Origin of the sequence: Dictyobacter kobayashii, from assembly GCF_003967555.1 — a bacterium.
Taxonomy (GTDB): domain Bacteria; phylum Chloroflexota; class Ktedonobacteria; order Ktedonobacterales; family Ktedonobacteraceae; genus Dictyobacter; species Dictyobacter kobayashii.
Map to the genome: position 1 here is coordinate 1,666,853 of NZ_BIFS01000001.1, position 25,725 is coordinate 1,692,577.

General features: G+C 51.9%; 22 protein-coding genes. 10 read left to right on the forward strand and 12 right to left on the reverse strand.

The annotated features are described in order from the left end of the window. The first annotated feature begins 331 nt into the window (after positions 1 to 331). The 3 genes from EL645_RS39155 to EL645_RS07325 are packed head-to-tail and all read left to right on the forward strand — an operon-like array spanning position 332 to position 3,149. Positions 332 to 469, forward strand: a complete 138-nt coding sequence (locus EL645_RS39155) for a hypothetical protein (protein ID WP_161977197.1) — start codon at positions 332 to 334, stop codon at positions 467 to 469. Continuing rightward, positions 466 to 1,875 carry an argininosuccinate lyase gene (argH, locus tag EL645_RS07320; protein WP_126549410.1) on the forward strand — a complete coding sequence of 470 codons (1,410 nt, stop codon included), beginning with the start codon at positions 466 to 468 and terminating at the stop codon, positions 1,873 to 1,875. Before EL645_RS39155 ends, argH begins: the two co-directional genes overlap by 4 nt. Positions 1,876 to 1,877: 2 nt before the next feature. Further along, positions 1,878 to 3,149: an argininosuccinate synthase gene (locus EL645_RS07325; RefSeq protein ID WP_126549411.1), complete on the forward strand. Its 1,272-nt coding sequence runs from the start codon at positions 1,878 to 1,880 to the stop codon at positions 3,147 to 3,149. A gap of 73 nt (positions 3,150 to 3,222) precedes the next feature. Here EL645_RS07325 and EL645_RS07330 read toward each other — a convergent pair whose 3' ends face one another. Then, entirely contained in the window at positions 3,223 to 4,344 is a 1,122-nt protein-coding gene (locus EL645_RS07330) for a lipid II:glycine glycyltransferase FemX (RefSeq protein ID WP_126549412.1), read from the reverse strand. Positions 4,345 to 5,017: 673 nt separating this feature from the next. Here EL645_RS07330 and EL645_RS07335 point away from each other — a divergent pair. Next, on the forward strand, positions 5,018 to 5,590 hold the full coding sequence (locus EL645_RS07335) for a nitroreductase family protein (protein WP_126549413.1): 573 nt from the start codon (positions 5,018 to 5,020) through the stop codon (positions 5,588 to 5,590). Positions 5,591 to 5,688: 98 nt separating this feature from the next. Here the strand turns inward: EL645_RS07335 and EL645_RS07340 are convergent, their stop codons facing one another. Together EL645_RS07340 and mscL are read right to left on the reverse strand one after the other, a co-directional pair. Then, positions 5,689 to 6,222: an adenine phosphoribosyltransferase gene (locus EL645_RS07340; protein WP_126549414.1), complete on the reverse strand. Its 534-nt coding sequence runs from the start codon at positions 6,220 to 6,222 to the stop codon at positions 5,689 to 5,691. A 351-nt stretch (positions 6,223 to 6,573) separates the two neighbouring features. Then, positions 6,574 to 7,095, reverse strand: a complete 522-nt coding sequence (gene mscL / locus EL645_RS07345) for a large conductance mechanosensitive channel protein MscL (protein WP_126549415.1) — start codon at positions 7,093 to 7,095, stop codon at positions 6,574 to 6,576. A gap of 844 nt (positions 7,096 to 7,939) precedes the next feature. Here mscL and EL645_RS07350 point away from each other — a divergent pair. The 6 genes from EL645_RS07350 to EL645_RS39160 all read left to right on the forward strand — a co-directional run bounded on the left by EL645_RS07350 (position 7,940) and on the right by EL645_RS39160 (position 16,072). Next, complete coding sequence (locus EL645_RS07350) at positions 7,940 to 9,694, forward strand: ABC transporter ATP-binding protein (RefSeq protein ID WP_246035307.1); 1,755 nt, start codon at positions 7,940 to 7,942, stop codon at positions 9,692 to 9,694. Next, positions 9,691 to 11,451 carry an ATP-binding cassette domain-containing protein gene (locus tag EL645_RS07355; protein WP_126549416.1) on the forward strand — a complete coding sequence of 587 codons (1,761 nt, stop codon included), beginning with the start codon at positions 9,691 to 9,693 and terminating at the stop codon, positions 11,449 to 11,451. Before EL645_RS07350 ends, EL645_RS07355 begins: the two co-directional genes overlap by 4 nt. A gap of 432 nt (positions 11,452 to 11,883) precedes the next feature. Beyond that, positions 11,884 to 12,531, forward strand: coding sequence for a hypothetical protein (locus tag EL645_RS07360; RefSeq protein WP_126549417.1), 648 nt, complete (start codon positions 11,884 to 11,886; stop codon positions 12,529 to 12,531). A gap of 377 nt (positions 12,532 to 12,908) precedes the next feature. After that, on the forward strand, positions 12,909 to 14,165 hold the full coding sequence (iscB, locus tag EL645_RS07365) for an RNA-guided endonuclease IscB (protein ID WP_161977198.1): 1,257 nt from the start codon (positions 12,909 to 12,911) through the stop codon (positions 14,163 to 14,165). A 53-nt stretch (positions 14,166 to 14,218) separates the two neighbouring features. Continuing rightward, entirely contained in the window at positions 14,219 to 14,971 is a 753-nt protein-coding gene (rlmB, locus tag EL645_RS07370; protein WP_126549419.1) for a 23S rRNA (guanosine(2251)-2'-O)-methyltransferase RlmB, read from the forward strand. A 129-nt stretch (positions 14,972 to 15,100) separates the two neighbouring features. After that, a complete protein-coding gene (locus EL645_RS39160) occupies positions 15,101 to 16,072 on the forward strand; it encodes a hypothetical protein (protein WP_161977199.1) in 972 nt (323 codons plus the stop codon). A gap of 130 nt (positions 16,073 to 16,202) precedes the next feature. Here EL645_RS39160 and EL645_RS07390 read toward each other — a convergent pair whose 3' ends face one another. The 9 genes from EL645_RS07390 to EL645_RS07425 all read right to left on the reverse strand — a co-directional run bounded on the left by EL645_RS07390 (position 16,203) and on the right by EL645_RS07425 (position 25,467). Then, complete coding sequence (locus EL645_RS07390; protein ID WP_126549422.1) at positions 16,203 to 16,937, reverse strand: SDR family oxidoreductase; 735 nt, start codon at positions 16,935 to 16,937, stop codon at positions 16,203 to 16,205. A gap of 17 nt (positions 16,938 to 16,954) precedes the next feature. After that, positions 16,955 to 18,310, reverse strand: a complete 1,356-nt coding sequence (locus EL645_RS07395; protein WP_126549423.1) for an FAD-binding oxidoreductase — start codon at positions 18,308 to 18,310, stop codon at positions 16,955 to 16,957. A 243-nt stretch (positions 18,311 to 18,553) separates the two neighbouring features. After that, positions 18,554 to 18,799, reverse strand: coding sequence for a hypothetical protein (locus EL645_RS07400; RefSeq protein ID WP_126549424.1), 246 nt, complete (start codon positions 18,797 to 18,799; stop codon positions 18,554 to 18,556). Between the two features lie 40 nt (positions 18,800 to 18,839). Then, on the reverse strand, positions 18,840 to 19,001 hold the full coding sequence (locus tag EL645_RS39165) for a hypothetical protein (protein WP_161977200.1): 162 nt from the start codon (positions 18,999 to 19,001) through the stop codon (positions 18,840 to 18,842). Between the two features lie 264 nt (positions 19,002 to 19,265). After that, positions 19,266 to 20,762, reverse strand: coding sequence for an NADH-quinone oxidoreductase subunit N (locus EL645_RS07405; RefSeq protein WP_126549425.1), 1,497 nt, complete (start codon positions 20,760 to 20,762; stop codon positions 19,266 to 19,268). 72 nt (positions 20,763 to 20,834) lie between these two features. Further along, a complete protein-coding gene (locus EL645_RS07410; protein ID WP_126549426.1) occupies positions 20,835 to 22,442 on the reverse strand; it encodes a complex I subunit 4 family protein in 1,608 nt (535 codons plus the stop codon). Between the two features lie 13 nt (positions 22,443 to 22,455). After that, on the reverse strand, positions 22,456 to 24,606 hold the full coding sequence (nuoL, locus tag EL645_RS07415; protein ID WP_126549427.1) for an NADH-quinone oxidoreductase subunit L: 2,151 nt from the start codon (positions 24,604 to 24,606) through the stop codon (positions 22,456 to 22,458). A 7-nt stretch (positions 24,607 to 24,613) separates the two neighbouring features. Next, the gene (gene nuoK / locus EL645_RS07420; RefSeq protein ID WP_126549428.1) at positions 24,614 to 24,937 is read right to left on the reverse strand and encodes an NADH-quinone oxidoreductase subunit NuoK; all 324 of its coding nucleotides are present in this window, start codon (positions 24,935 to 24,937) and stop codon (positions 24,614 to 24,616) included. 5 nt (positions 24,938 to 24,942) lie between these two features. Beyond that, positions 24,943 to 25,467, reverse strand: a complete 525-nt coding sequence (locus tag EL645_RS07425) for an NADH-quinone oxidoreductase subunit J family protein (RefSeq protein ID WP_126549429.1) — start codon at positions 25,465 to 25,467, stop codon at positions 24,943 to 24,945. Between the last annotated feature and the right edge of the window lie 258 nt (positions 25,468 to 25,725).

Consider the following 25,725-nt stretch of genomic DNA (forward strand, 5'->3'; position numbering starts at 1 on the left):
GGAGAAGAGTGAAAGTTCGGAATGGTAGTGTCCTCTCAGAACGCATTCGTGAGCGGCTGGCCGAAGAAAGTTTTCTGTTCATCTGATACTTCAGGGCGCAAGAGACAAGTAGGGCAGGTGGCTGGTTCCCACGTCCAGATAGCAACCAGGAAAAGTGGTCTTTCTACTCCGCTTGAGGAGATTGGATGAAAGACAATTAGGGTGGCACCACGGGTGTGATAGGGCGAATAAAATATCCCTGCACTCTCGTCCCTTCAAGATTGACGGAAGGGGCGGGGGTTTTTTATTGCCTCGCAGCTCTTTCCTTAGCACAATCGAAGGAGATCACACAATGGTAATAATTCAACAGGGCTGCCCGCCACTAAGCAGCAGCACCACATACACCATTCGTGCCCTCAAACAGCCAGCCTGCTACGTATGGCAGGCGCACACCACCGTTGCACACGGAGATCTGGTGGGCGCGCTATGACAAAAATCTGGCAAAAAGGCTATAGCATCAATGAACAGGTTGAGCGCTATGCCGCCGCACAAAACAGCCTGCTCGATAATCGCCTGATCCGGCATGATGTCTGGGGCTCATTGGCCCATGCCATCATGTTAAACCAGATTGGTATTCTCGAAGATGAAGAGCTCCAGTCACTTAAAAAAGGTCTGCGCGAGGTTTTAGAGCTAGAGAAGGCTGGCAAATTCGTCATCCAGCCCTCGGATGAGGATGTACACACCAGTATTGAAAACTATCTGACACAGACGATTGGCACGGCAGGCAAGAATATTCATACTGCTCGTTCGCGCAATGACCAGGTACTGGTGGATATGCGCCTCTACAGTAAAGAACAACTCACACAGACCAGCAAGAAGCTCTTCAGTTTATGTACCACACTGCTGAACTTTGCCGAGGAGCATATGCAAACGCCCATGCCCGGCTATACCCATATGCAGCGCGGTATGCTCTCCTCGGTTGGACTGTGGGCCGCCAGCTTCGCCGAGGCCCTGCTCGATGATGAGCGCCTGCTCTCAGCCACTTATGAGATCAATGATCAATCCCCCCTTGGCTCGGCAGCCGGCTACGGCGTGCCCTTGCCCATTGACCGCCAGCTGGTCTCTGATCTGCTAGGCTTTGCCCGCGTCCAGAATAATGTCATCTATGCCCAGAATGCACGCGGCAAGATCGAGGCGGCTATCGTACAGGCACTGACACAGATCATGCTTGATCTGAGCAAGATGGCCCAGGATCTGCTGCTCTTTACGACCGCTGAATATGGTTTCTTCCAGGTGGCCCAGGAAGTATGCACGGGCAGCAGCATTATGCCCCAGAAGCGCAATCTGGATATTATGGAACTGGTGCGTGCCCGCGCCCAGACGATGCTGGCCCACCAGCAACATATCCTGGGCATTGTCTGTGGCCTGCCTTCCGGCTTTAACATGGATTACCAGGAAACCAAGCGCCCACTGCTAGAGGCGCTAGACCTGGCACAGGAGAGCATCGATATCTGCTCCCTGGTCATCAGCAAGGTGACGGTCAATACCGGGCGCCTGCTGGCGGCCTGTACTTTTGAGCTCTTCGCGACCGATCGTGCCTATGAAATGGTGACCCATGATCATATGCCTTTCCGCGATGCCTATCGCATTGTTGGTAAAGAGGTGACGGCCCAGCTAGACCAACTCCTGCCACTACCTACCGAGAGTCAGGAGCAATTAATCGAGCGCCTCAAGGCCCGCAAACATCTGGGTGCTCCTGGCAATCCGGGCTTAGAGCAGGCCAGACAACGCCTGGCGCAAGCACAAGAAAACTGGCAGCAGCACGCCACAACATTTACGACCGCTATTCAACAGCTTGTTGGAACGTCTCAGATAGCTATTCTGGAGGAGGAGTAGTCATGGCAACAGTTGTACTCGCATATTCTGGTGGACTTGATACCTCAGTGGCCATTCGCTGGATCAAAGAGAAATATGATCTGGATGTGATCGCCGTTACCATTGATGTTGGCAATGAGCGCAATATGCAGGAGATCGCTGACCGGGCCACCCAGATTGGCGCCGTCAAGTCGATGATCGTTGATGGGCGAGAAGACTTTGTGCGCTACTTTGTCTGGCCCGCCTTACAGGCCGGTGCGATCTACGAAGGTCAATATCCCCTGGCCACTGCCCTGGCTCGTCCTTTGATCGCGCGCTTGCTGGTTGAAGTGGCTCGTCAGGAGGGTGCGGTGGCTGTGGCCCATGGCTGTACCGGCAAAGGCAATGACCAGGTGCGCTTCGATGTCTCGATCAATACGCTGGCCCCCGATCTCAAGATCATCGCCCCGGTGCGCGAATGGAGCATGACCCGCGACAATGAGATCGCCTATGCCGCCGAGCACAATATCCCGATTAAAGTCACCAATGCCAGCCCCTACTCGGTGGACCAGAATCTCTGGGGTCGCAGCATCGAATGCGGTATCCTGGAAGATCCCTGGGCCGAGCCGCCAGCCGATGTTTTTGCCTGGACCGACGATCCCGATACACTGGACCACCTGGAGCCCACATACTATGAGATTAGCTTCCAGAACGGTATCCCCGTCGCCTTAAACGGTGAGGAGATTCCTGGCTATGCCTTGATCGAGACCTTGAATAGCGAAGCGGGCAAGTATGGTATCGGGCGCATCGATCATATCGAGAATCGCCTGGTCGGCATTAAGTCACGTGAGATCTACGAAGCGCCTGCGGCAGTCGTGCTACACGCGGCCCATAGCGCCATCGAGAGCCTGACCTTGAGTCGTGAGCAGATTCGCTTTAAAGAGACGATCGCTTCTGAGTACGCGCGCCTGATCTATAATGGACAGTGGTATAGCGCCCTGCACCAGGACCTGGCTGCGTATGTCCAGAGCACCCAGCGCTTTGTCAGCGGCACCGTCCGCGTCAAGCTTTCGCGCGGTCGCTGCCAGATCGTTGGCCGCAAATCAGAGCACTCGCTCTACGATCACGGCCTGGCCACCTACGATAGTGGCGATCAGTTCGATCACAATGCCGCTCTGGGCTTTATCAAACTTTGGGCGCTGCCCCTGAGTACCCAGGCCCAGGCCCAACTGCTCCCCTCCATCGGCTTCGAAGGCAACCTGCTCAACAGCGGTGAAGGGAAAGTGCAGATCTCCAGCAAGCAAAAAAATGTTTAATTTTTACTTCTGTGCTACAACAAGTGCGCCAGGCGCACTTGTTGTAGCACAGAAGTAAAACAGTTCGGGCGCGTCAGCGCACGTCCGCAGGCTGCGGCTTGTCAGCAGCTTTGGGCTCCACGGTCTTCTCTGGCAGAGCTTCTTCTTTGGCGCTCTGGCGAGCGGCGCGCCAGTTCTTGAAATCTAGCATGCCCTTATAGGCCTGGTAGAAGAATGGATTATAAGGGAGATCATAGCCGGGCAATGAGATGCGCGAGAAGCCATTGAAACCACGCTTGAAGGTATAGACACCCCACAGCGGATCTTTCTGGGCGGCCGGCTCTTCCAGTGTATTCGGAATGCCCAGGAAGTTATAATATTCACAGCCACGAGCCTTGGCCCACTGCATACCCGTCCATTGCAGTAGATGGTTGGGCATCAAGTTGCGACCCTGCGATGAGGAGGCACCGTAACGATACCAGCACCATTTACCCATACGCATCAATACAATCGCGGCGATCGGCTTACCTTCATGCTCGGCGATCAGCAGTGCATAGCGATCACCCTCAGAGTATAATTTCGCCAGCAACTCAAAGTGTTCCAGGCTATGAATGTAGAATTTATCGCGCTCACTGGTCTCTTGCAGGATACGATAAAAGGCCTCCATATCCTCGCGACCATGGCCCTCGCGTACCGTGACGCCTTTACGTCCCGCCAGGCGAATGTTATAGCGCCATTTTTCTTTCATGTTGGCCAGAATATCTTTTTCCGCCGGGCGAATATCCAGGATCCATTCATTGCGAATGTGCAGGAACTGCGTCGACGGCTTAAAGCCACGGCGCATTAATGCCGAGGTCCATTGAGCATCCCCCACATCGGCACCAGGCTCAAGCTTGAGCATAAAAGCACCATGCTTGCGGGCCTCGCTCTTCACAAAGTTAAGCAACACATTCATGGCTGGAGAATTGGGATCATCGATAACTGGACCGCGTGGCGCATAAAAGAAACAGCTACGCAAGAGCGGCATCTTGATCACCAGAAGCAGCAAGGCGGCACAAAGGTTACCCTGCTCATCGAGCACGCCGATGCGAAAAGCCAGCGAACCCACATCCTTCGAGAGTTCACCCCACTCATATGACTGAGTGATATTTCCATATGGAGACTTCTCTACGAAGTCGTTCCACTGCTGTCGATCAGTAATGAAACGTGCTTCCATTTGTTTTCTCCTCTATAGCAACCTGATCAGGCTGAGAGTCTTATCACAACTAGCACAGGCCAGGCACCTCTCAAACGAACAAGTAGAGGAGACACGCAACAGCCATGCTAGAGCATTAGCTAGAATAGAAAAACCTGACAGAGCGCGCTCTTTTGTCAGGGATATATCGATCAAGATGGCACAAGCCATCCGGGTATTCCATATCTGGACAGTGTGATTGATTTTCACTGGCTGACGCCACCAGTAACGCATCAGAAGGCTACACGAGAGCCATAATCTCATTGACATGACCATAGCAGGTCAAGACACAAGCCTGAGAGGAAAGTGGGCCAGCGTGACACCTACACCTCATCTTCGACCAATCGATAGCGGTAATGTAAGCACCTGACAAGTAGCGTTGCAGCACTCCAGATGAAATTGCACCGCCTTCGCTCATCTGATTGAAAGGTGTGTTATCGCATCCAGTTTACCATGCAGATGGCTACAATCGCTACAAAATAAAACTTATGTCGCATGCTTTTCTGCCACGGCCGCCCCCTTTCGGAAAAAGATTGGAAAAGCGAGCTTGGAAAAGATATAATAGGTCTCAACAGCTTAATAGCAAACGCATAGGCAGTAAAGAGCATTCTCAGGCGGCAGAAAACTTGCCGACGAGAGAGAAAGTTTTGAGTAGATGACAACAGTTTTTGAAACGATCAAGCGGCGGCGTAGTATTGGTAAAATGACTGACCAGGTACCGACACGAGAACAGATTGAGCAGATACTGGAAGCGGCCACCCACGCTCCCAATCATCATAAAACCGAGCCGTGGAAGTTTTTTGTGCTGGGCGATAAGGCACGGGTAGAACTGGGCGAGGTGATGGCTCAGGCCCTGGCCGAGCGCCACAAAGATAATCCACATCTCTGTAGTCAGGCCAGTCTTGATAAAGAACGCCACAAACCATTGCGTTCCCCTATCTTGATCGCGGTCGCCGCTGAAGCCCCTGAGCAAGACAGGGTACTGGCAACCGAAAATATTGAGGCAACGGCGGCAGCGGTACAAAATATGCTTCTGACCGCTGAAGAGCTGGGACTGGCAGCGGTCTGGCGTACTGGCGAGGCCTCTTATGATCCACAGGTCAAGCGCTGGTTCGGCTTAACACCTGATGAGCAGCTGATCGCCTTTCTCTATCTCGGCTATCCTGCCATCCAACCCACCGAACGCCAGCCTTTACCAGTAGAGAGCAAAACTACCTGGCTGTTTTAGTAGCCTCCCCGCAGACAGTATTACGAGACAGACAAACAAGAGCACTCCCTTCTCAATGTCAGGAGTGCTCTTGTTTGTTTTTAGTGGTATCAGACGATTTAGTATTGGATCAAGGCAAAGACATCGTGCCCCTCGAGGCGATCACGACCTTTGAGGAAACCCAGTTCTACCAGGAAGGCGATACCCGCGATGTGGCCGCCCATTTTCTCTACCAGCTCAATGGATGCAGAGACGGTGCCACCAGTGGCCAGCAGGTCATCAACAATCAGGACACGCTGTCCCGGCTTGATCGCATCGGTATGCAACTCAACGACATTGGTGCCATACTCAAGTGCATATTCAACGCTTACTGTATTAGATGGCAATTTACCGAATTTACGCACTGGCACAAAACCACAATTGAGTAGATATGCCAGTGGCGCCCCGAAAATAAAACCCCGAGACTCAACGCCAACTACGGCTTCAATACCAGCCCCCGCATAATGCGCGGCTAAACGATCCAGGGCAATGTGAAATGCTTTAGGATCTTGCAGCAAAGGGGTAATGTCCTTAAAGAGGACACCTTTCTGGGGAAAATCAGGAATATCGCGAACCCAATCTTCCAATCGTACAGGCTCGGATGTTGACGTCATGAGTTATGTTCTCCTCTGTATGAAATTGGCAATAACACAGGGGCTGGTCAAGCTATTTATGGTACTCCCTTGACTGCCCCTTGTCTTCACGGAACTCATCGATTGTATTCTTTAAGTCATGAATAGCAATCAATATTTTCTCCGTTAGCAGTATACGCTAGCCATTTCTCACATGCAAGAATCCCAGAGATCTCATCGAGGAGTTCCCTTTCTCTCATCTGCCGCCTGCGGCGGCGAGATGGAGGGCGAAGGGAGGGGCCGGGGACACCCCGAACCCCGGCAGTAGGACTGCCGTCCCCCTGCACCCCCTGCTCCTGCATCGGCTTGTGAAAACATCCACCATTACAGGTTTTAACGTGTTACTGCGGCCTGCTCAGGTGTCTGGTCGGCTGGTGGCAATTGGGCGGTGCAGTATGCACAGCGTGTAGCCTTTAAAGGTACAGAGCTCAAGCAGAATGGGCAATCGCGCGTGGTTGGAGCCTCTTCCTTCTTGGGGCGCAGACGGTCATAACGGTCATGCAAAGCATTGATCGGCTTCACCACAAAAAAGTAAACCACAGCCGCTGTCAAGAGAAAGGTAATGACTACATTAATAAAATCACCATACGCAAAGACCTGCTTATTATATACTGTTGCTAGACTGGTCAGGTTATTCTGGTGAACAAAGAGACCGATCAATGGTGTAATCAGATCTTTAACCAGGCTTTGTACAACACCATTGAAAGCTGCGCCAATGATAACACCGACAGCCAGGTCAACAACGTTGCCACGCAACAGAAATTTTTGGAAACCACCCAGTGTATTCAATCCACCTTGTAACCCACGGCGTCCATAATCCATAATATTACCCCGATCAAATAAATCCCGAGCCATGAATACTCCTTCTCTGTCAGAAAGCTATAATTCCACGATGTCATTAATATTTTGCGACATACGCATGTAATACGCATGTCATAAATAATCCGCTACATGATAGAGACATTTGTGGTAGTCAGCCGCGCTGTCCTGCGCTGCCAGCAAATGTACATGCAGATGTAGCCAGTTCTTAGAGTAGCATAAACCAGGACAGTATTCCAGTGAGTATTATATATACAGGGCTTTTTCATGTTCGTCCAGAGATGACAGGGAGATCACGAGCAAGCGCTACGATGTCTATTCTTGCATGTGTGGAGTGTGTTTGGTGGGCGGCCGCGGCCACCCACCAAACACACTCCACACATGCCCAACTCGGCGCTGCAGGCGCCAAAGAGGAAAAGTAAAAGCCCTGATTATACATATATCTAGCTTGATTTATCAGGGTATTTATGATACGCTGATAACATATCCGATCTAAAGGAGCGCCAGAAGCCATATGCGAATATCAAAGATATTTCATCCAGTTAAGGTTTTCGATCTCCCACTGGGAACCTATCTATAAGTGCGCCCTGAAATCGCCGCCTGCTTGTAGTGTCTGCTCTCGCTCTTCGCTATTTGATTAGAGCAAGCCTTCCACTTACTTAGACTGCATAACCACGGGTGCACGCTGACCTGTGGCATTTTTATGCTCATTATTATGACTCATCAAAGCCATAGGTCTGCCGGTCTCCTGACCACCTCATGTTTGTTCACCTCGTGGTTCTGTACGCAGTAATTATGGCTGCCTACCGTTTGATTGACTACTATCAGCGGAAAGTTCACGAGGTTTCTGATAGCATCGCTTTGATGAAAGGATTCTCTCATGGGCGCTATGCTCAAGCATTCATTTACCTATCGGGAGTTATTGGCCCGCTACCTGCGACCACAATGGCAACGTGTCTGCTGGATGGGGCTGCTGCTGTTAGCTAGCATTACGCTACAACTGGTCAACCCGCAGATTTTAAGACAGTTTATAGATAATGCGTTGCAAGGAAGCAATACTAACTCATTGATGCTGGCCGGGGCACTCTTTATCGGCCTCTCGCTGCTCAACCAATTGTTGGCGGTGATCAATACCTATGTTAGCGAAAATGTGGCCTGGACCGCCACCAATCAACTGCGAACCGATCTGGTCAGCCATTGTTTACAACTGGATATGGCATTCCATAAAGCTCGTACTGCGGGCGAGTTGATTGAGCGCATTGATGGCGATGTTAATACGCTGGCGAACTTCTTCTCTCAGGCCATCATCAAACTGCTCGGCAATGGTTTGTTGATTGTGGGTGTCTTACTCCTGCTGTTCACCGAGCAGTGGCAGGTCGGCATCGCAATCAGCATCTTTGCGCTCGGTGGGCTGTTTATCTTGATTCGCCTGCGCAACATTGCCGTTCCATACTGGATGAAAACACGCGAGAAGGATGCTGAGTTCTTTGGCTTTCTGGGCGAACAATTGGCGGGTACCGCCGACGTGCGCGCCAACGGGGCCACTGGCTATGTGATGCGTCGCTTCTACCTGCTCTTACGCAGCTGGTTGCCCATTCATATGCGCGCCAACCTGGCCTCCTATGCGACCTGGAGCAGCACCTTGCTGCTCTTCGGATTTGGCAATGCGCTGGCACTGGGTATCTCTACCTACCTCTGGAGCAGGCACGAAATTTCGCCCGGGACCGTCTACCTGATCTTCTACTATACAAACCTGCTCAGCGCGCCGATGGAGCAGATACGTACCCAGCTTCAACAATTGCAGGAGGCTAGCGCTGGCATTGAGCGTATCCGCCAGCTCTTGCAGGCTCAACCAACGATTCTGGATGGAGATGGAGCAGAGCTGCCAGCGGGAGCGCTGGCGCTGGAGATCAACGATATCACATTTGGCTACAATGCGGACGAACCCGTCTTGCAAAACCTCTCGCTACAACTGGCAGCCGGTCGCGTGCTGGGCATATTGGGGCGCACTGGCAGTGGCAAGACCACGCTGGCGCGCTTGCTACTACGCTTATATGATGTCCAGCAAGGCGAGATCTTGCTTGGGGGAGTGCCCCTGCGCCAGACACGGCTAAGAGGGCTGCGCCAGCACATTGGGATGGTAACCCAGGATGTACAACTCTTTCACGCCAGCGTACGCGATAACCTGACCTACTTTGATCGCGCTATTGATGATACCCACATCCTTAAAGTACTCACCGAGTTAGGTTTGGCCAGCTGGTATCAAAGTTTGCCCGCGGGTTTAGATACCATCCTGGGCTCGGACGGCGAGGGCCTATCCGCAGGTGAAGCCCAATTGCTGGCCTTTAGTCGCGTCTTCCTGAGCAATCCCGGGCTCATCATCATGGATGAGGCCTCATCGCGCCTGGACCCCGCGACCGAACAGCTCATAGAGAAGGCTGTCGATACGCTGCTGCACGAGCGCACAGGCATCATCATTGCTCATCGCCTGAGCACCATTCAGCGCGCCGATGATATTTTGATCATCGAAGATGGGCACCTGCTGGAATATGGGCCGCGCGCCCAACTGGCGAATAATCCACATTCACGTTTTTATCGACTCCTGCAAACTGGCTTAGAAGAGGTGCTGGCATGAAAACCTATCGCTATCTCTGGCGCTTATTCCGCTATCGGCCCTTGCTCTACGCGCTCAACGCCTTAATCTGGGCCGCCATTCACATTTTTCCATTGGTGCCAGGCCTGCTGGCGCAACAATTCTTTAACATGCTTGAGCACACGACACACCTTTCCAACGGCTTCTGGCTGATCATTATGCTGCTGGTAGTCACCGAGCTTGGCCGGGTAGTCCTGATCCTTTTCGGTGGTGCCGTGGATACATTGCACCGCTTCAGTATGAATGGCCTGTTGCGCCACAATATGCTGGCACGTATCCTGGAGCGGCCCGGTGCCCATGCGGTCCCGGGTTCACCAGGGGAAGCGATCAGCAGCTTTCGCGATGATGCCCGCCAGGCCGAAGACGCGGTTAGCTGGACACTGGATAGCATCGGGGAGCTCATTTTTTCGCTGATCGCTATCATTATCCTGTTCAGAATCAGCATCACTATCACGCTGTTTGTCTTTGTGCCGCTGGTCTGCGTGGTCGCGATCGCCCAGGCGATGCACACACGACTGGAAAAATACCGCAAAGCCAGTCGACAGGCTACCGGAGATGTGACCAGCGCCATCGGAGAAATATTCAGTAGTGTGCAGGGCATCAAGGTCGCGGCCGCCGAGCCACAGGTCGTACAACACTTTCAGGGCCTGAATGAAAAGCGCCGTCTCACCATGCTTAAAGACCGCGTGCTTGAACAGTCGCTGGATTCCATCTTCGGCAATACAGTCGGCTTAGGGACCGGTTTGATCTTGATTCTAGCCGCCCAGGCGCTGCATAGCCAGCAGTTAGGGATTGGCGATCTGGCCCTCTTCATCTACTACCTTACCTTCGTGACCGAGTTTACCCAGTTCTTTGGCAATTTCCTGGCCCATTATGCACAGACCGGCGTAGCCTTTCAACGCATGGATGCGCTGCTTCAAGGTGCGCCACCCGAGCAACTGGTCGCCCACCATCCACTCTACTTGAGTGGTCAACTGGCAATAGCCACAGAGATCATGCCAACGGAGCATAGTCAGCTCACCAATCTGCAGGTAGTCGGGCTCAACTATCACTATCCCGATAGCGAGCGTGGCCTGACTAACATTAGCTTTCAACTGCAGCAAGGCTCGCTGACCGTGATTACGGGACGCATTGCCTCCGGTAAGACCACGCTCCTGCAGGTGCTACTGGGCTTGCTACCAAAAGATAGCGGCAGCGTGTACTGGAATGGCGAACAGGTAGAGGATGCGGCCAACTTCTTTGTGCCGCCACACAGTGCCTATACGGCACAGATACCACGGCTCTTCAGCGCGACCCTACAAGAAAATATCTTGCTCGACCAACCGGCCAATCCAGAACGGCTGAACAGAGCCCTACATACGGCAGTGATGGAGCAAGATATCGCGACACTGGAGAAAGGGATGGAAACAATGATTGGCACGCGTGGTGTAAAGCTCTCAGGGGGACAGATCCAGCGGACAGCTGCCGCCCGTATGTTTGCCCGCCCGGCCTCGCTGCTGGTCTTTGACGATCTCTCCAGCGCCCTGGATGTAGAGACTGAACACCAGCTGTGGGAACGACTGTTCAATACCCAATCACAAACCTACCTGGTCGTTTCCCATCGCAAAACCGTCTTACAGCGCGCCGACCAGATCATCGTGCTCAAGGAGGGGCAGATAGAGGCCATTGGCACACTTGGCGAGCTACTACAAAACAGCGAAGAGATGCGCTACCTCTGGTATGGCAGCAACAATGAATAGCATTGTGATCTGACTCCCATCATCATGGGAAGCGTGCCGCTCTTGTGTGGACGTGCGCTACGCGCCCGCGCTGGTTTTATTATATGGTGCAAATGTGCACTGAGCGCACATTTGCACCATATAATAAATATGACTCTATTAATTTTTGTAGTGAGTTGCACTCTATAGATATGGCTTCCATTGGTTTTTATAGTGAGTTGCAGCAAATATGCGGATCACATTTGCTGCAACTCACTATAAAAACCAGCGCGGGCGCTGCGCACCCGCACGCACGCAAATGCAATTGAAGTTTTTTGACATTTACACAGGAGAAGTGTTACTTTTTAAGGGTTAACTGAAAGGTAAATTACCTGGATGGCTGGCAAACAACGTTTGATGCATGAAAAATAACAGATGCTTCCGTGCTAACATCTTCATAAAGGAGAAATATATATGTGGCCATTTGATAATAACCAACAACATGTATATCAACAATACGCACAGGCCTATGATACAGGCAACTTCGATGCCCTTGATCCCATGCAGGCAATCAACCATTTACGCCAGTTCATTCTGGGCGCACCACCTGAGATGCAGCAGAATATCTATCAGCAACACTTTGAGCAGATGCCTTATGAACAGCGGGCCCTGCTGGCGCAGCAGATACCGCCACAATATGGCGCCAATCCGAATGATACCTGGTCGATGTCTCAGGGACTCATGCGCATGGGCCAGGAGCAGCCCCATCTGCTTCAACGCATCTTTAGCCATCCACTCCTACTGGGGAGCGCTGTGGTTTTAACGGGCCTGGTCGCGAAACATATGCTGGCACATCATCAACAGTACCAGGGTGGCGGCAATCAACAATATTATAACAATGGCTTCCAGCAGCAACAGCCATATGGTTATCAGCAGCCTTACAGCAATCAACAGGGCTACCAGGACCAACAGTATATGCAACAGGAACTACGGCAGGAGCGCAGCCGCGAACAGGAATTGCGCCGCGAGTTGCGGCAGGAAGAACGAGAGATCGAACGCATGGAAGGTGATGGGTACCAGAATCCAGAACACCATCACCACCATCACCGCGAAGAATACTAACACTCATCTTCGTCCTCCCCCACGAACTGGCCTCTTGCCTGGGATAAACCCATGCAAGAGGCTTTTTTTCCCCGGCCTCCTACAAGCAGTAGAGGCCAGCGCGGAGGTATGCTATACTCGGGAAGAGCAAATCGCTATCACCACGATAGTTCCTAAAATCTAGCGAATCCTTGATTCGTCAGGTCATGGGGCTACCAGCGGGTCACTACTTCGGCAGACAGCAGTTCGATGAGTGTATCACACCTTGGGGTCTGGTTCCAGCCTCAAGCCCTGTGGAGATACATTAAGGGTACGTGAAAACTGAATGTGTGTATCTCATGACAACCTCATTGAACCCCCGCGAGGAGCATCTTACTCTGAAAGGAGAACCTAACGTTATGTCTGATGTTTTCGTGTATGTCGTCAACCAGAATGGCAAGCCATTGATGCCCTGTACGCCTGCCAAAGCGCGGAAGCTGTTACGTGACCAGCGAGCAACGGTGCTCAAACGCACGCCGTTCACGATCAAATTGCTTTGGGACTGTGAGGAACACGTCCAAGACATCACGGTTGGCATCGATAAGGGGAGCCATGTAACAGGCTTTTCCTGTGTCGGCAATGGGCAAGTGCTCTTGTCCGGTGAGATCCATCACCGTCTGGATGTCAAAGAGAAGATGGATGGCAGACGTCTCCATCGGCGCAGTCGGCGCAACCGCCTCTGGTATCGCCCGGCCCGCTTCAGCAACCGGGGGGCCAGCAAACGAAGTGGCCGTCTCCCTCCAAGCATCAAGACGAATGTTGAGGAAATCATCCGCGTGATCCGGCGGCTTCCACTACCGATCTCAGACATCGTCATAGAAGATGTGCAGGTGGATATTGCCCGCATCAACGACCCGACGCTTGCTGGTAGCCGCTATCAAGACCCAACCAGGCTCGATGAGAATGTGCGGATGGCCTGCCTGATGCGCGATGGCTATCAGTGCCAGCACTGCAAGAAAAAGCAGGTGCGTCTCGAAGCGCATCACATCCAATTTCGGGAGCATGGCGGGAAAGATACGCTGGCCAATGTGCTGACGCTGTGCGACGACTGCCACCACCAGGTGCATCAGGGAAAAATACAGATTCACGTGATCGGAGTCGGCGGTCATCTCGACCAGATTGCGCAGCGCACCATGCAGGGGAAGAACCATCTCTACGCCACTCTTGGCGCAAGGACGCCGCTCTCGATGCTGTACGGCTACCAGACGGCCACATGGCGCAAGGCACAAGATCTTCCCAAAGAGCATGATGTGGATGCTCTGTGCTTGGCCACGTATGCGACCGGAGAACTGGTCCCCTATCAGCGGGAGCGTTTCTTTTCCATCCGTTTTCGTCCTCGCCAGACACGTCGGCAGTATCTCGATGTGCCGCAAAAGGGGAAAGGGCGAGTCAAATATCAGGTGAATGAGCAACTCGGTGGCTTTCACAAAGGGGATATCGTGCGCGTGAAAGGCCGCTTTGTGAAGCAGATTAACTCGATCTACGCCAATGGCTACCTGGCCTTTCCTCGCGTGAAAGGGGAACCCGCGACAGCTCGCCCCAAAGATTGTTGCCTCCTTGAACGAGGAAGGACTATCATTTGGGAGCGGAATCCTCGTCAAGATCGTCAAACATAATCAAGAGTTCGCTATAGTTCTTAAAGAACGTTTATAATACATAAAGAGGTGCTATGCCCGAATATATATGGGGTCGTAACCCCATTTCAGAGACATTACAGGCCGGCCGCCGTGTCCAACGTCTGCTACTCGCAGAAGGAGTACGCGAAGCCCCAGCCATCGCCGCCATCTTAAAAGAGGCCAATCGCCGCCAGGTCCCGGTCGAGATCGTACCACGGCATCGTCTGGACCAGATCAGCCATGGAGCGGTCCATCAAGGCTGCATCGCTCAGGTAGAGGAGCGCACCTACGCCAGTGCCGACGATATCCTGGCCCACGCCGCGCAGAAACAAGAAGCCCCCTTTATTTTGATCCTGGATGCGATTCAGGATGTGAACAATCTGGGCTCCCTGTTGCGTACAGCGGAGGCAGCCGGCGTGCATGGCGTGATCATTCCAGAACACAGGGCAGCTGAAGTCAGTGCCACAGTGGTCAAAACCTCGGCTGGCGCCACCGAACATATCTTGATCGCGCAAGAGACCAACCTGACGCGTGTCATCGATCTGCTCAAAAAGGAGAATGTCTGGGTCGTAGGCCTGGCTGGCGAAGGGAAGACACTCTATACGCAGGCCAATTTAACTGGATCGCTGGCCATCGTGGTTGGCAATGAGGGCAAGGGATTGAGCCGTCTGGTGCGTGAACATTGCGATGTTCTCGTCAAGCTGCCAATGTTCGGACAGGTCAATTCGCTCAATGCAGCCGTTGCTGGAAGCATTACCCTTTATGAAGCATTACGTCAACGCGCGGCCCAGAACGGAAAAAAGTAAGGCACAACACAGAACCCATACCAACAAGGGAAATATAGACGTATAGATTAAAAAGGACTTATCTCGTTACGCCACTTCATCCAACAACGTCTATTTTAATACAATGTTGTGTTATCAGGAGTAATTCTAGTGTTCAAAACTTTTATTAGATATCTGGGTGTCTTATGCTGTGGCATCGTCGGGCTTGCGTTCCTTACCCTTATCTACACGCAACCAACGGCATTTGCCAGCCCCCGCATTGCGCAGGATCCGACACCAACCGCAACGCCATCATATAATCCTACCTTAAATATTGCCTTGCCCACCGGAGGAAACCTGGCCGGGCAGCCAGGGACGGTAATCCAGTTAACTGGCGCTGGCTTTCCTCCTAATAGCGATGTAACATTCTCTATCGCGACAGACCCCAACCAGTGTAATACTGGCAATGGAGGTGTCGCGGCCCTGCAGCCACAACAGCCTGCTAAATCCGATGCGAATGGCGGCTTTATGGTCCAGGCCAGCTGGCCTGCCGGTGCGAACCAGCCCAATACCAAATACTATGTCTGCGCCAACGCGACCAGTGTCAATGTCGCAGCTGCCAACACACCATTCACAGTGACGGGACAGCCAACAGCAGCCTCATCCAACCAGACCGTCAATGCAGGTGATAAGGTAACCATTACCGGCCAGAACTGGCTACCCCAGCAAGGATTGAATGTGTCCATTACGGCTGGCCAGGGCGGTACCACTATCGTGAGTGGCCAGGTCACACCGGACGTGAATGGTACTTTTACGCTTGACCTGACTATTCCAGCAGGGACCACGGCAGGCAACTATGGCATTAGCGTTGTAGGCCAGACCAATCCCAATTTGAAGACATATGTAGATAACGCCATCACTGTCAACGCACAGGCAACACCTACCGCGCAGGCTACGGCCACCCCTACAGCTACCGCAACCCCCAACCCCACACCAACACCGACACCGACCAATAACAACAACGGGGGCGGCTCTGGTGGAGGTCCCAACTTTACCTGGCTCATCTTTTTACTGGGTGGAATCGGCATTGTGCTAGTCATCATCGGCCTGACAATGTATCTCTCAAATTCCCATAGTAGCTAGGTTAGCTTCCTCAAGACATAAAGAAAGAGAGCGCGATCGATCGTGCTCTCTTTCTTGTTTAAAAGTATGTGGTGTGCAGTGTGGTGGCGGCCGCGGCCGCCACCACATAGAAAAAACAGCATAGGCTCTCTTAAAGAGAGAGGCGCTTGAAGATGGTCTCGGGAATCGATTTGATGACCAGCATAATTACGCGCCAGTAACCAGGGACATAGACGACATCTTTACGCTTCTTGATCGCCTCGTAAATCCCTTCGCCAACAGCCTCCGGCTGAGCAAAGAGCAGGCCCTGCTTCATGTGAGCGGTCATGGGCGTGGAAACTGTGCCTGGCTTGATGGTAATCACAGTTACACCAGACTTCGATAAACGGTTGCGCAGGCCCTGTAAGAAGGTGCTGACCGCAGCTTTGGCGGTACCATAGACATAATTGGTCTTGCGTCCACGATCACCCGCGACCGAGGAGATAACCGCGATGGTGCCGCGCTTCTGTTGCTCGAAATAGTTGGCACTCAAGGTCAACAGCGAGATCACGCTCAGGGCATTCGTATTCAACTCCTGCAGCGTCTCCGCCACGCTCAGCTCACTGGCGCGCTGGTCGCCCAGAGTACCATGCGCGATCAACAACACATCCAGACCACCCAGGGTAGCGATGGCCTGCTGCAACATCTCATCGTGATGCTCTAACTGATTGAGATCCAGCTCGTAGGTTTCGATAGCCTTCGCCCCACGCACCTTTAGATCGGCAGCCACCACGGCCAGCTTATCGGCAGAGCGACCAACCAGGAAAAAATCAGCCCCATCGCGGGCAAAGAACTTGGCTGTCTCGTGGGCCAGCGCAGAACTGGCCCCAATAATTGCTACTCTCATCTTTTATCATACTTTCATTATATGTACAGAGGGATATTGCTATTGGTCCCCTGAGTCACACGACGCCAGAAGCTGGAGGAGAACTTGGGATCAATATACTGCTCAAACTCCTGCCACTGCGGATAGTATTTCTTAAAGGACTCGGGGCTCATGCGAGCATCTTTGGCTGGATAGAGGACGCCACCGTTATCTTCAACAATGCGGTCCATCTCATTCATGAAGTTGCGGGTGCGCTGACCATGATTCGAGAAGTCCAGGGCCAGCGTAATGCCGGGCCTTGGGAAGGACAACATACCGGGCGATTTAACATAGCCAAACTGCTTCAAAACGGTCAGGAACGATCCTTCACCTGCCTGCTGGATATGGTGGATACACTTATGCATCGCATCGCGGCCATGCTCAAACGGCACCACAAACTGATACTGGAAGAAGCCACGCTTACCGTAGATACGGTTCCAGTTGTGGATCGCATCCAATGGATAGAAGAAGGGATCATAAGGCACAGTTTTATTGACATACTTCTCTAACTGGACGCGGTAATAGGCCTCATTGAACGCTTTGACTGTGAAAGTATTGAGAGCAAAAGAAGGGAAATCGATCGGCACGGTCAGAGGCAACTTCTTCGGCTTGTACTTCTTCGCCAGGTCCGGGTCCTGGTTATGGTTACCACGAGAGAATTTACCACGGCAAAGCTTGTCACCACCGATCAAGAGATCCACCCAGGACACGGTATAGTCATAATCTTTATCAGAGGCAGCCGAGAGCTCGAAGAACTCATCCAGAGATTCAAAGCGGATCGACTCCATGTCGATAAACGGGTTTACAATCTTTTTCAGTCGGAACTCAGCCCAGAGAATTACACCCGTCAGGCCCAGACCACCAATAGTGGCGCGGAAAAGCTCGTTGTTCTGTTCTTCTGAACAGATAAGATGCTCACCACTTGAGCGTACTAGCTCAAACTTGATCACATGACAGCCAAAGGTGCCGGCGACATGATGATTTTTGCCATGCACATCATTGGCGATAGCGCCGCCAACCGAGACAAACTTGGTGCCAGGGCTAACCGGCAGGAACCAGCCACGCGGTACCGCGACCTGCAAGACATCGGCCAGCGACACGCCAGCTTCACAACGAATAACGCCGCGCTCAGTATCAAAAGAAATAAAGTTTTTAAGATGACTTGTATCAATGGAGATGCCGTCCTCATTCAGACAGCTATCCCCATAGCTGCGACCATAGCCATAAGGGAGTATTGATTGATCGAGAGAGGCCAGATCTGGCAGTTCATCGCGCCAGTATACTGGTACGACCTGGTTATTTTTTACTAATGGATAGCGCCCCCAGGATTGAGGCTGTTTATTTGCAGATGCCATAGCTTATCTATTCCTTGTTTAGTATAGCGCGAATGAATGTGTTTCAAATTGTTCTACGTCCATAATAACGCATAGGCCCTAACTCACGCCACGAATCCACCCAAAGGTATAGGTAGGGAAACCCGATCTTCGGCGGCGAAGATCGGGGGATGAAGTGAAATGGGGAACACCCCCATAGCCCCCGCAAAGGGGCCTCGCCGGTCCCTTTGAACCCCGCTCGTATAGAGCAAAGATAGCTACAGCCTACGACAATATCCCTGATAGGCTGACATGCCAAAGAAACCTAATGGGCGCGCCTGGATCTGTTGCTGGTTGGCAAATGAGTAAGCAATCGCTGGTAGCCATCACAAGATGGTGTGTAGAGTCCTCAGAAGCAAAATAGCCGGCTATACTGGTCACATTGACATCAAAGCGCGTCACCAGTTCCTGCGCGGTCTCCTGCTCTTCCTGGAAGGCCAGATGATAGATGGCATCATCACTGGTGGCCACCAGTATGTGTGTATATTATCTTTCGCTACCGCCACGACCATTACATCCTCAAAGTGGCCCACAAGAAGTGTATGCCCCGCTGAAAAATAATAAAGCTTTCCCCTTCACCCGTTGTCACTACCACATGCTGAGCTTGCTCGCCCAAACGCACAAAACCAGAGATCGCGGTTGCTTTCTCAGTGAACGCAATAGACTGTGCCATCTATTTGCTTCCTTTCAAGATATCTGGAGTCATTTAAATGTATATCTAGTTCCTCATTTTAAAGCTCATAGCAGATAATTGTGGTAGCATTAAAGTGTATTTATGGTTAATATTAAGTGTTCCAGGTGCTAATTTCTATAGAAAACACACAAACAGGCTGCATGAACAATGCAGCCAATTTAGCAGAATAGCATAAAAACCGAGGTCCGCTGCATCTGTAACAGGTGCGTCGGACCTCGGTTTTATACTTGTTAGCTTATACGCTTAGCGACCAATCAGGGAAGCGAAGAGGTTGAAGGCCGCAGGATTGGCTGCGTTGATGACGAGTTGTACGATGACAGTCAGGACCAGCAGGGCAGCCGATGCCAGGGTGATCGAGGTACCCAGGCTCATTGAAGTGACCAGGCGACCCTCTTTCTGTGGCTCGTCAAAGAACATGACTTTGATGATACGGCCATAGTAAACCACTGAGACAATGCTATTGAGCAAGGCTACAATTACCAGCCAGGGCTGACCAAGCTGCCAGGCGGCGGTAAAGATAAACACTTTACTAAAGAAGCCTGCCACCGGTGGAATACCCGCCAATGAGAGCAGACACAGGGCAGTGCCGACGCTCAGCAATGGGGCACGTTTCCACAGTCCACGGAAGTCATCGATCTTCTCTCCACCAGTCATATTCGCCAGGGCGATAATACCCGAGAAGGCTCCCAGGTTGGTGACGACATAGACCAGGATAAAGAACAGTACCGCAGCGGTACCAGTAGCGGCTGCCGCGGGATTCTTCTGGGCCATACCGACTGTGCCAACCACACCGACCAGGATATAACCGGCCTGCGCAATACTGGAGTAAGCCATCATGCGCTTGATGTTGGTCTGAACTGCTGCCACAAAGTTACCCAGCGTCATGGTCAAGACCGCAACAATTGAGAGGGTAACGACCAGAGGTACCAGGTCTACCTGCCACAGACCACCATAGATCAAGATGCGGATCAAAGCCGCAAAGCCAGCAGCCTTTGAGCCAACCGAGAAGAAGGCAGTCGCGGGTGTTGGCGCACCTTCATAGATATCAGGTGCCCACATATGGAACGGAACCGCCGAGATTTTGAAGCCGAAGCCCGCAATCACCAGCACATCCGCCACAATCACCATCAGGTTGCCATTGGTGAAGCTCTTGAAGCTATGCGCCAGACCCACCAGATCGGTGGTCCCGGTCAGGCCGTACAGCAGCGCAAAACCGTAGAGCAGAATAGCCGAGGACATAGCACCCAGCAAGACATACTTTACAGCCGCCTCAGACGACTTGGTATCCGAGCGAATCAGGCCCGCCATGACATACAATGGGAAACTGGTCAGTTCCAGAGCGATGTAGATCGAGATCAACTCAGTGGTACTGGCCATGAACATCATACCCACAACAGACAAGAGCAAGAGCGAATAGAACTCGCCGTCCGCCTGAACATACTTCCCAATGTAGTCGTAAGAAGACAGGATTATGACGGCGGCAATAATCAAAAAGATGATCTCAAAAAAGAGAGAATATTGGTCTACCACCAGCATTCTAAAAAATGCAGTCTTGGGACCACTAAATGTGATAGCCTGCGCGATTGTAAAAGCCGCAGGCACGATCAAACCTACCATAGCGGTAGCCGCGATGACGATACGTTTCTTCGTAAAAAGATCAACGGCCATCACCACCAACGCTAACAGCACCAGGCTGATTTGCGGTGCCAGTAGGTAGAGATCAGAAGGCTGAAAAGACATAATTACTCCTTACCCCGCAGCAGGGCGATCCAACTTTTTGACGGACCGCCCAGGCTGCTTCGGGGATCCCCCCTACTTGATCATGGTCACGGCCGAATGAATAATCGGCGTGATGCTACTCGAAATCATATTAATCAGGGGTGCTGGATAAACACCAACGAACACAATCAGTCCAGCCAGAGCAAACAAGGGAACGAGTTCACGTGCCGAAGCATCCGTGAGCCAGTTCCACTTCTGATTGAATGGACCAAAGAAGACACGCTTGATCATCCACAGGAGATAAGCAGCCGTCAGGATCATGGTAAAGACAGCGATGAGTGTCGGGATGGTCCAGATGCGGAAGCTACTGGTGAAGACCATATATTCAGCTACGAAGCCAGCCAGACCGGGCAAGCCCAGTGAAGCCATGGCCGCGAAGGTGAAGAGCGTACCTAGCATCGGCATGCGCTTGGCAATACCGCCAAAGATCGCGATCTCACGAGTATGGGCCAGATCATATACAACGCCAACGCAGAAGAAGAGCATACCGGTAATAATACCGTGGCTAAACATCTGCAGGGTCGCGCCTGTCAAAGCCACCTGACGGAAAGCCTGATCGCCACCAGCCAGCGCACCAGTAAAGATCAGATTGCCAGCGCCAGCCGCAGCGGCGACACCCAGCAAAATGATACCCATGTGGCTCACGCTAGAGTAAGCAATCAGCTTCTTCATATCCTTCTGTACGAGACAGATCGCCGCGCCATACAGGATATTAATGACCGCAATCACGGCCAACCAGCCCGCGAATTGTGCCATGCCTCCCGGGAACAGGGTGAAGCAGAAACGGATCAGGCCATAAGCGCCCATTTTCAGCAGCACACCGGCCAGCAGAACACTGACCTCGGTTGGCGCGTCAGTGTGGGCATCTGGCAACCAGGTATGGAACGGGAACATCGGGATCTTCACAGCGAAGGCCATAAAGACCAGCAGGAAGGTCAACAACTGGAAAGCAACCGGGATACCCAGGATCGTCGTACTGCCACCGATCAAGTGACTGGACAGATACTGCATATCGGAGCTACCGACATGGAAGTAGAGCAGGATGAAACCAGCCAGCATAAACACGCTACCAAAGAACGTGTAGAGCAGGAACTTCCAGGCCGAATAGATACGACCAGGCACGCCATGCTTTATAGCATCACTTCCCCAGACACCGATCAAGATGAACATTGGAGCCAGCTCAACTTCCCACATCAGGAAGAAGAAGAAGATATCCAGCGCCATAAAGACGCCCATCACACCAGCTTCCAGGAACAGAATCAAGGCCAGGTAATCTTTGACGCGCTTCTTTTTCCAGCCACCGATCACGGCCAGCATGGTCAACAAGGCATTCAAGATCACCATTGGCAGGCTCAGGCCGTCCACACCTAAAAAGTATTGGACCGTGAAGTGGGACGAACCAGCCTTAAGGTTGATCCAGTTCACCTTCACCTGGTCGGCCAGGTTGTTTAGATCGCCAAATCCGTTAATCCCTTTAGCATTCAGGACACGGAAGAAAATGAACAATGAGAGAGCGAACGTCAGCGCGGAAAAGACCAATGCCCACCAACGCGCTATTTTTGTCGGAAACGCGTAGACTCCCACACCACCAAGAACGGGCAGCAGGAGAATCCATGTAAGATCGCTTGAGAAAATCGACATGTTTTCTTATCCTTTACTTCAAGCCCGTGGTGATCAGGACAACTACGAGGATCGCTAATACAGCCACACCACCAAAGAAACCCAGCATATATGTCTGTACACGGCCGGTCTCAATACGGCGAGCACCAGCACCCAGGCCAGTCACGCCACGCGCCACACCGTTGACGATACCATCCACAATGTAGGTATCGAACAGTTGCGCAACCTTGGAGACACCACCCAGGATCACATAGTTGGTGATCCAGTTGTACAGGTCGTCCATATAGTAGCGGTTATACAGTATGTGATGGATCGTGCGCAGCAAAGCATTCGACTGCACAACCTGGTTGATCTTGACCAGTTCGACACGACCATAGAGTCCCCAGGCGAAGCCCAGACCAACGAGGGAAACCAGGACACCAATCCAGGTATCTGGAGTTGCCAGCAAAGTTGGAATGCTTAAGTTCTTTACAGCCTCGGCACCAACGTTGACATACTGGTAAAAGCCAGTCCAGTAACCAGCGATGACTGAAGGGATAACCAGCAGCATCAACGGAATGGTCATGGTTAAAGGAGACTCATGAACCTCACCGTAACCACGGTATGGACCACCCCACAGACCCATGAATTTTCCACCCTTACCACCGAAGGCCAGGATGAAGGCGCGCAACATATAGAAAGCGGTCAGGCCAGCTGTGATCAGGGTCAATGCATAAATGATTGGATGACCATTCTCCAGCGCCAGACCAATGATTTCTTCTTTACTATAGAAGCCGGACATGAAGGGGAAACCCGAAATGGCCAGTACAGCGACTAACCAGGTGGCGGCAGTAATTGGCATCCTTGTAGCCAGACCACCCATCAGGCGTACGTCCTGAACTTCTTTGTGCATGGCATGATGCAGTCCATGCAGTACACTACCAGCGCCCAGGAAGAGCAGGGCTTTGAAGAAGGCGTGTGTGAAGAGGTGGAACATACCAGGGCCAGGGCCGAACTCAGTACCAGCCACACCCAGGCCCACAAACATATAGCCCAGCTGACTGATGGTCGAGAAGGCCAGCACACGCTTGAAGTCTGATTGGACCAGCGCGATAGTGGCGGCAAAGAAGGCGGTAAACGCACCAATCGAAGCCACAACCTCGAAGGCAAAAGCAGGGGCCGCGCTAAAGAGTGGGAAGGTACGAGCAACCATGTAGACACCAGCGGCAACCATGGTAGCCGCGTGGATCAGCGCACTGACAGGGGTAGGACCTTCCATAGCGGAGGGCAACCATGTGTGCAATGGAAACTGCGCCGACTTACCGATAGCGCCACAGAACACCAGCAGCATCGCCACACCCAGCAAGGTGGAATGTGCCAGCGGGCTGCCAGGAATGCGTGCTTGAATTGTCGCGAAATCGAAAGATCCTGTATTAACAAAAAGGATCATGATACCGAGGATGAAACCGACATCACCAATACGGTTCATCACAAAGGACTGCAGGTTTGCACTGGCAGGTGCGGGCCGCTGCTCCTCAGGTTTAGCTCGTTTATTAATCCAGAAGCCAATCAGCAGATAAGAGCTCAAACCGACCAGTTCCCAGCCACAGAAGATCACCAGGAAGTTCTGAGCAAAGATGATCAACAACATTGAGAAGGCGAACAAAGACAGGTAGGCATAAAAGCGCGCATAGCCTGCCGAGTTCTCCATATAGCCCTGGGAATAAAATTGGACCAGCAACGAAATGGTGGTCACCACCACCAGCATAGCGATTCCCAGACGGTCAATGTGGAAAGTAATATCATAATGCAGATTGCCTACATTTAACCAGTTGTAGGAAAAGACCGTCATGCCAGACTTCGCCAGTTCCGCAGAACTAGCCGAGCTAAAAAGAAGAACCCAGGAATAGACACAGGCCAAAAACATAATCAGCAGCGCGACATAGGCGCTAGCTTTTGCACCGGCGGAAAGGCTCGGAACCTTTGGATCATCATCGTCATCCTCGCCATGTCCACCATGTTCGTCATGATGATCATCAACAGCGCCATGGTCCTCAATTTCATGATGGTCGCCATGGCCAGCGGCATGGGCAACTGGAGCAGCTTTAGGCCGGCTCAACATATCCCATACACGTGTACCGAAGATGATTACAGCGAAAGCGAGGAGCGGTGCAAATAAGATTGTCCAAGATAATTGATACAACATCTTTTGATCACCACTTCATCATATCGATCTCGCCAACATCCACCGTAGCACGTTTGCGATAGATGGCAATAATCATTGCCAGCGCAACCGCAGCCTCGGCCGCAGCAACAGTGATAATGAAAATAGCGAAGATCTGTCCAGTCAAAAGCTCTTTATAAGCATTGACAGTATTAAAGTACGAAAAACCAACCATCGTGATATTGACGGCATTCAACATAATTTCAATACCCATCAATACGGCAATAGCATTGCGCTTCGTAATCGCGCCATACAGGCCAATACAAAAAAGCACGGCCCCCAAAACAAGAAAATGATTGAGTGTAAGTTGCATCCCCATTAATCCTCTCTGCCGATAACAATTGCGCCAACAATTGCGACCAACAACACCAGTGATGCAATTTCAAACGGGAGCACATAGCTGTAACCACTAGGACTGTACAACAACTGGCCGATGCGCACAACGTTGTTAGGTATCTGCTTCGCTACCTCAGACGCATTAACAGCATTTTTTACAGCATGTTGGCTCGAAGAGACTGCGTAGATGATCGTCGCACCAACGCCAGCACAGATCACAGCAGCCACTGGCCATAATTTGTTGGCCGGATTGGTTTGTGTCTGTCCGGTGATGCGCGTTAACATCAGCGCAAACAGGATCAAGATCGTTACCGCACCTACATAGATGAGGATTTGCACAATAGCAATAAATGTAGCACTGAGCAAGACATAAATACCGGCTGCCATGGCGAAAACCATGACCAGAGCCAGGGCGCTATGCACAATATTGCGAAGCCCCACCACCAGTAATGCGGCACCCACCAGGATCACGGCGAAGATCCAGAATAAGAGGGTGGCTAAATCCATAAAAAAACATACCTCCGGATTATATCGGATATTATTGGATCGTAATTTCAGACTCAAACCAGAGGGAGAAGATTACACATCCTTACATTGGTTTATTCTACTAACAGTATTGTATCTCATTCTATGACGCCTGGACACGACGAACTAGGTCTGTTGTCCTATGGGGGGATAGAATGCGTGCATAGTCCCTCTGGGATTCTAACAAAACATGGGGCTGGTGACAAGAGGAAAAATGTTTCATCGATCCGTCTTTTGGTA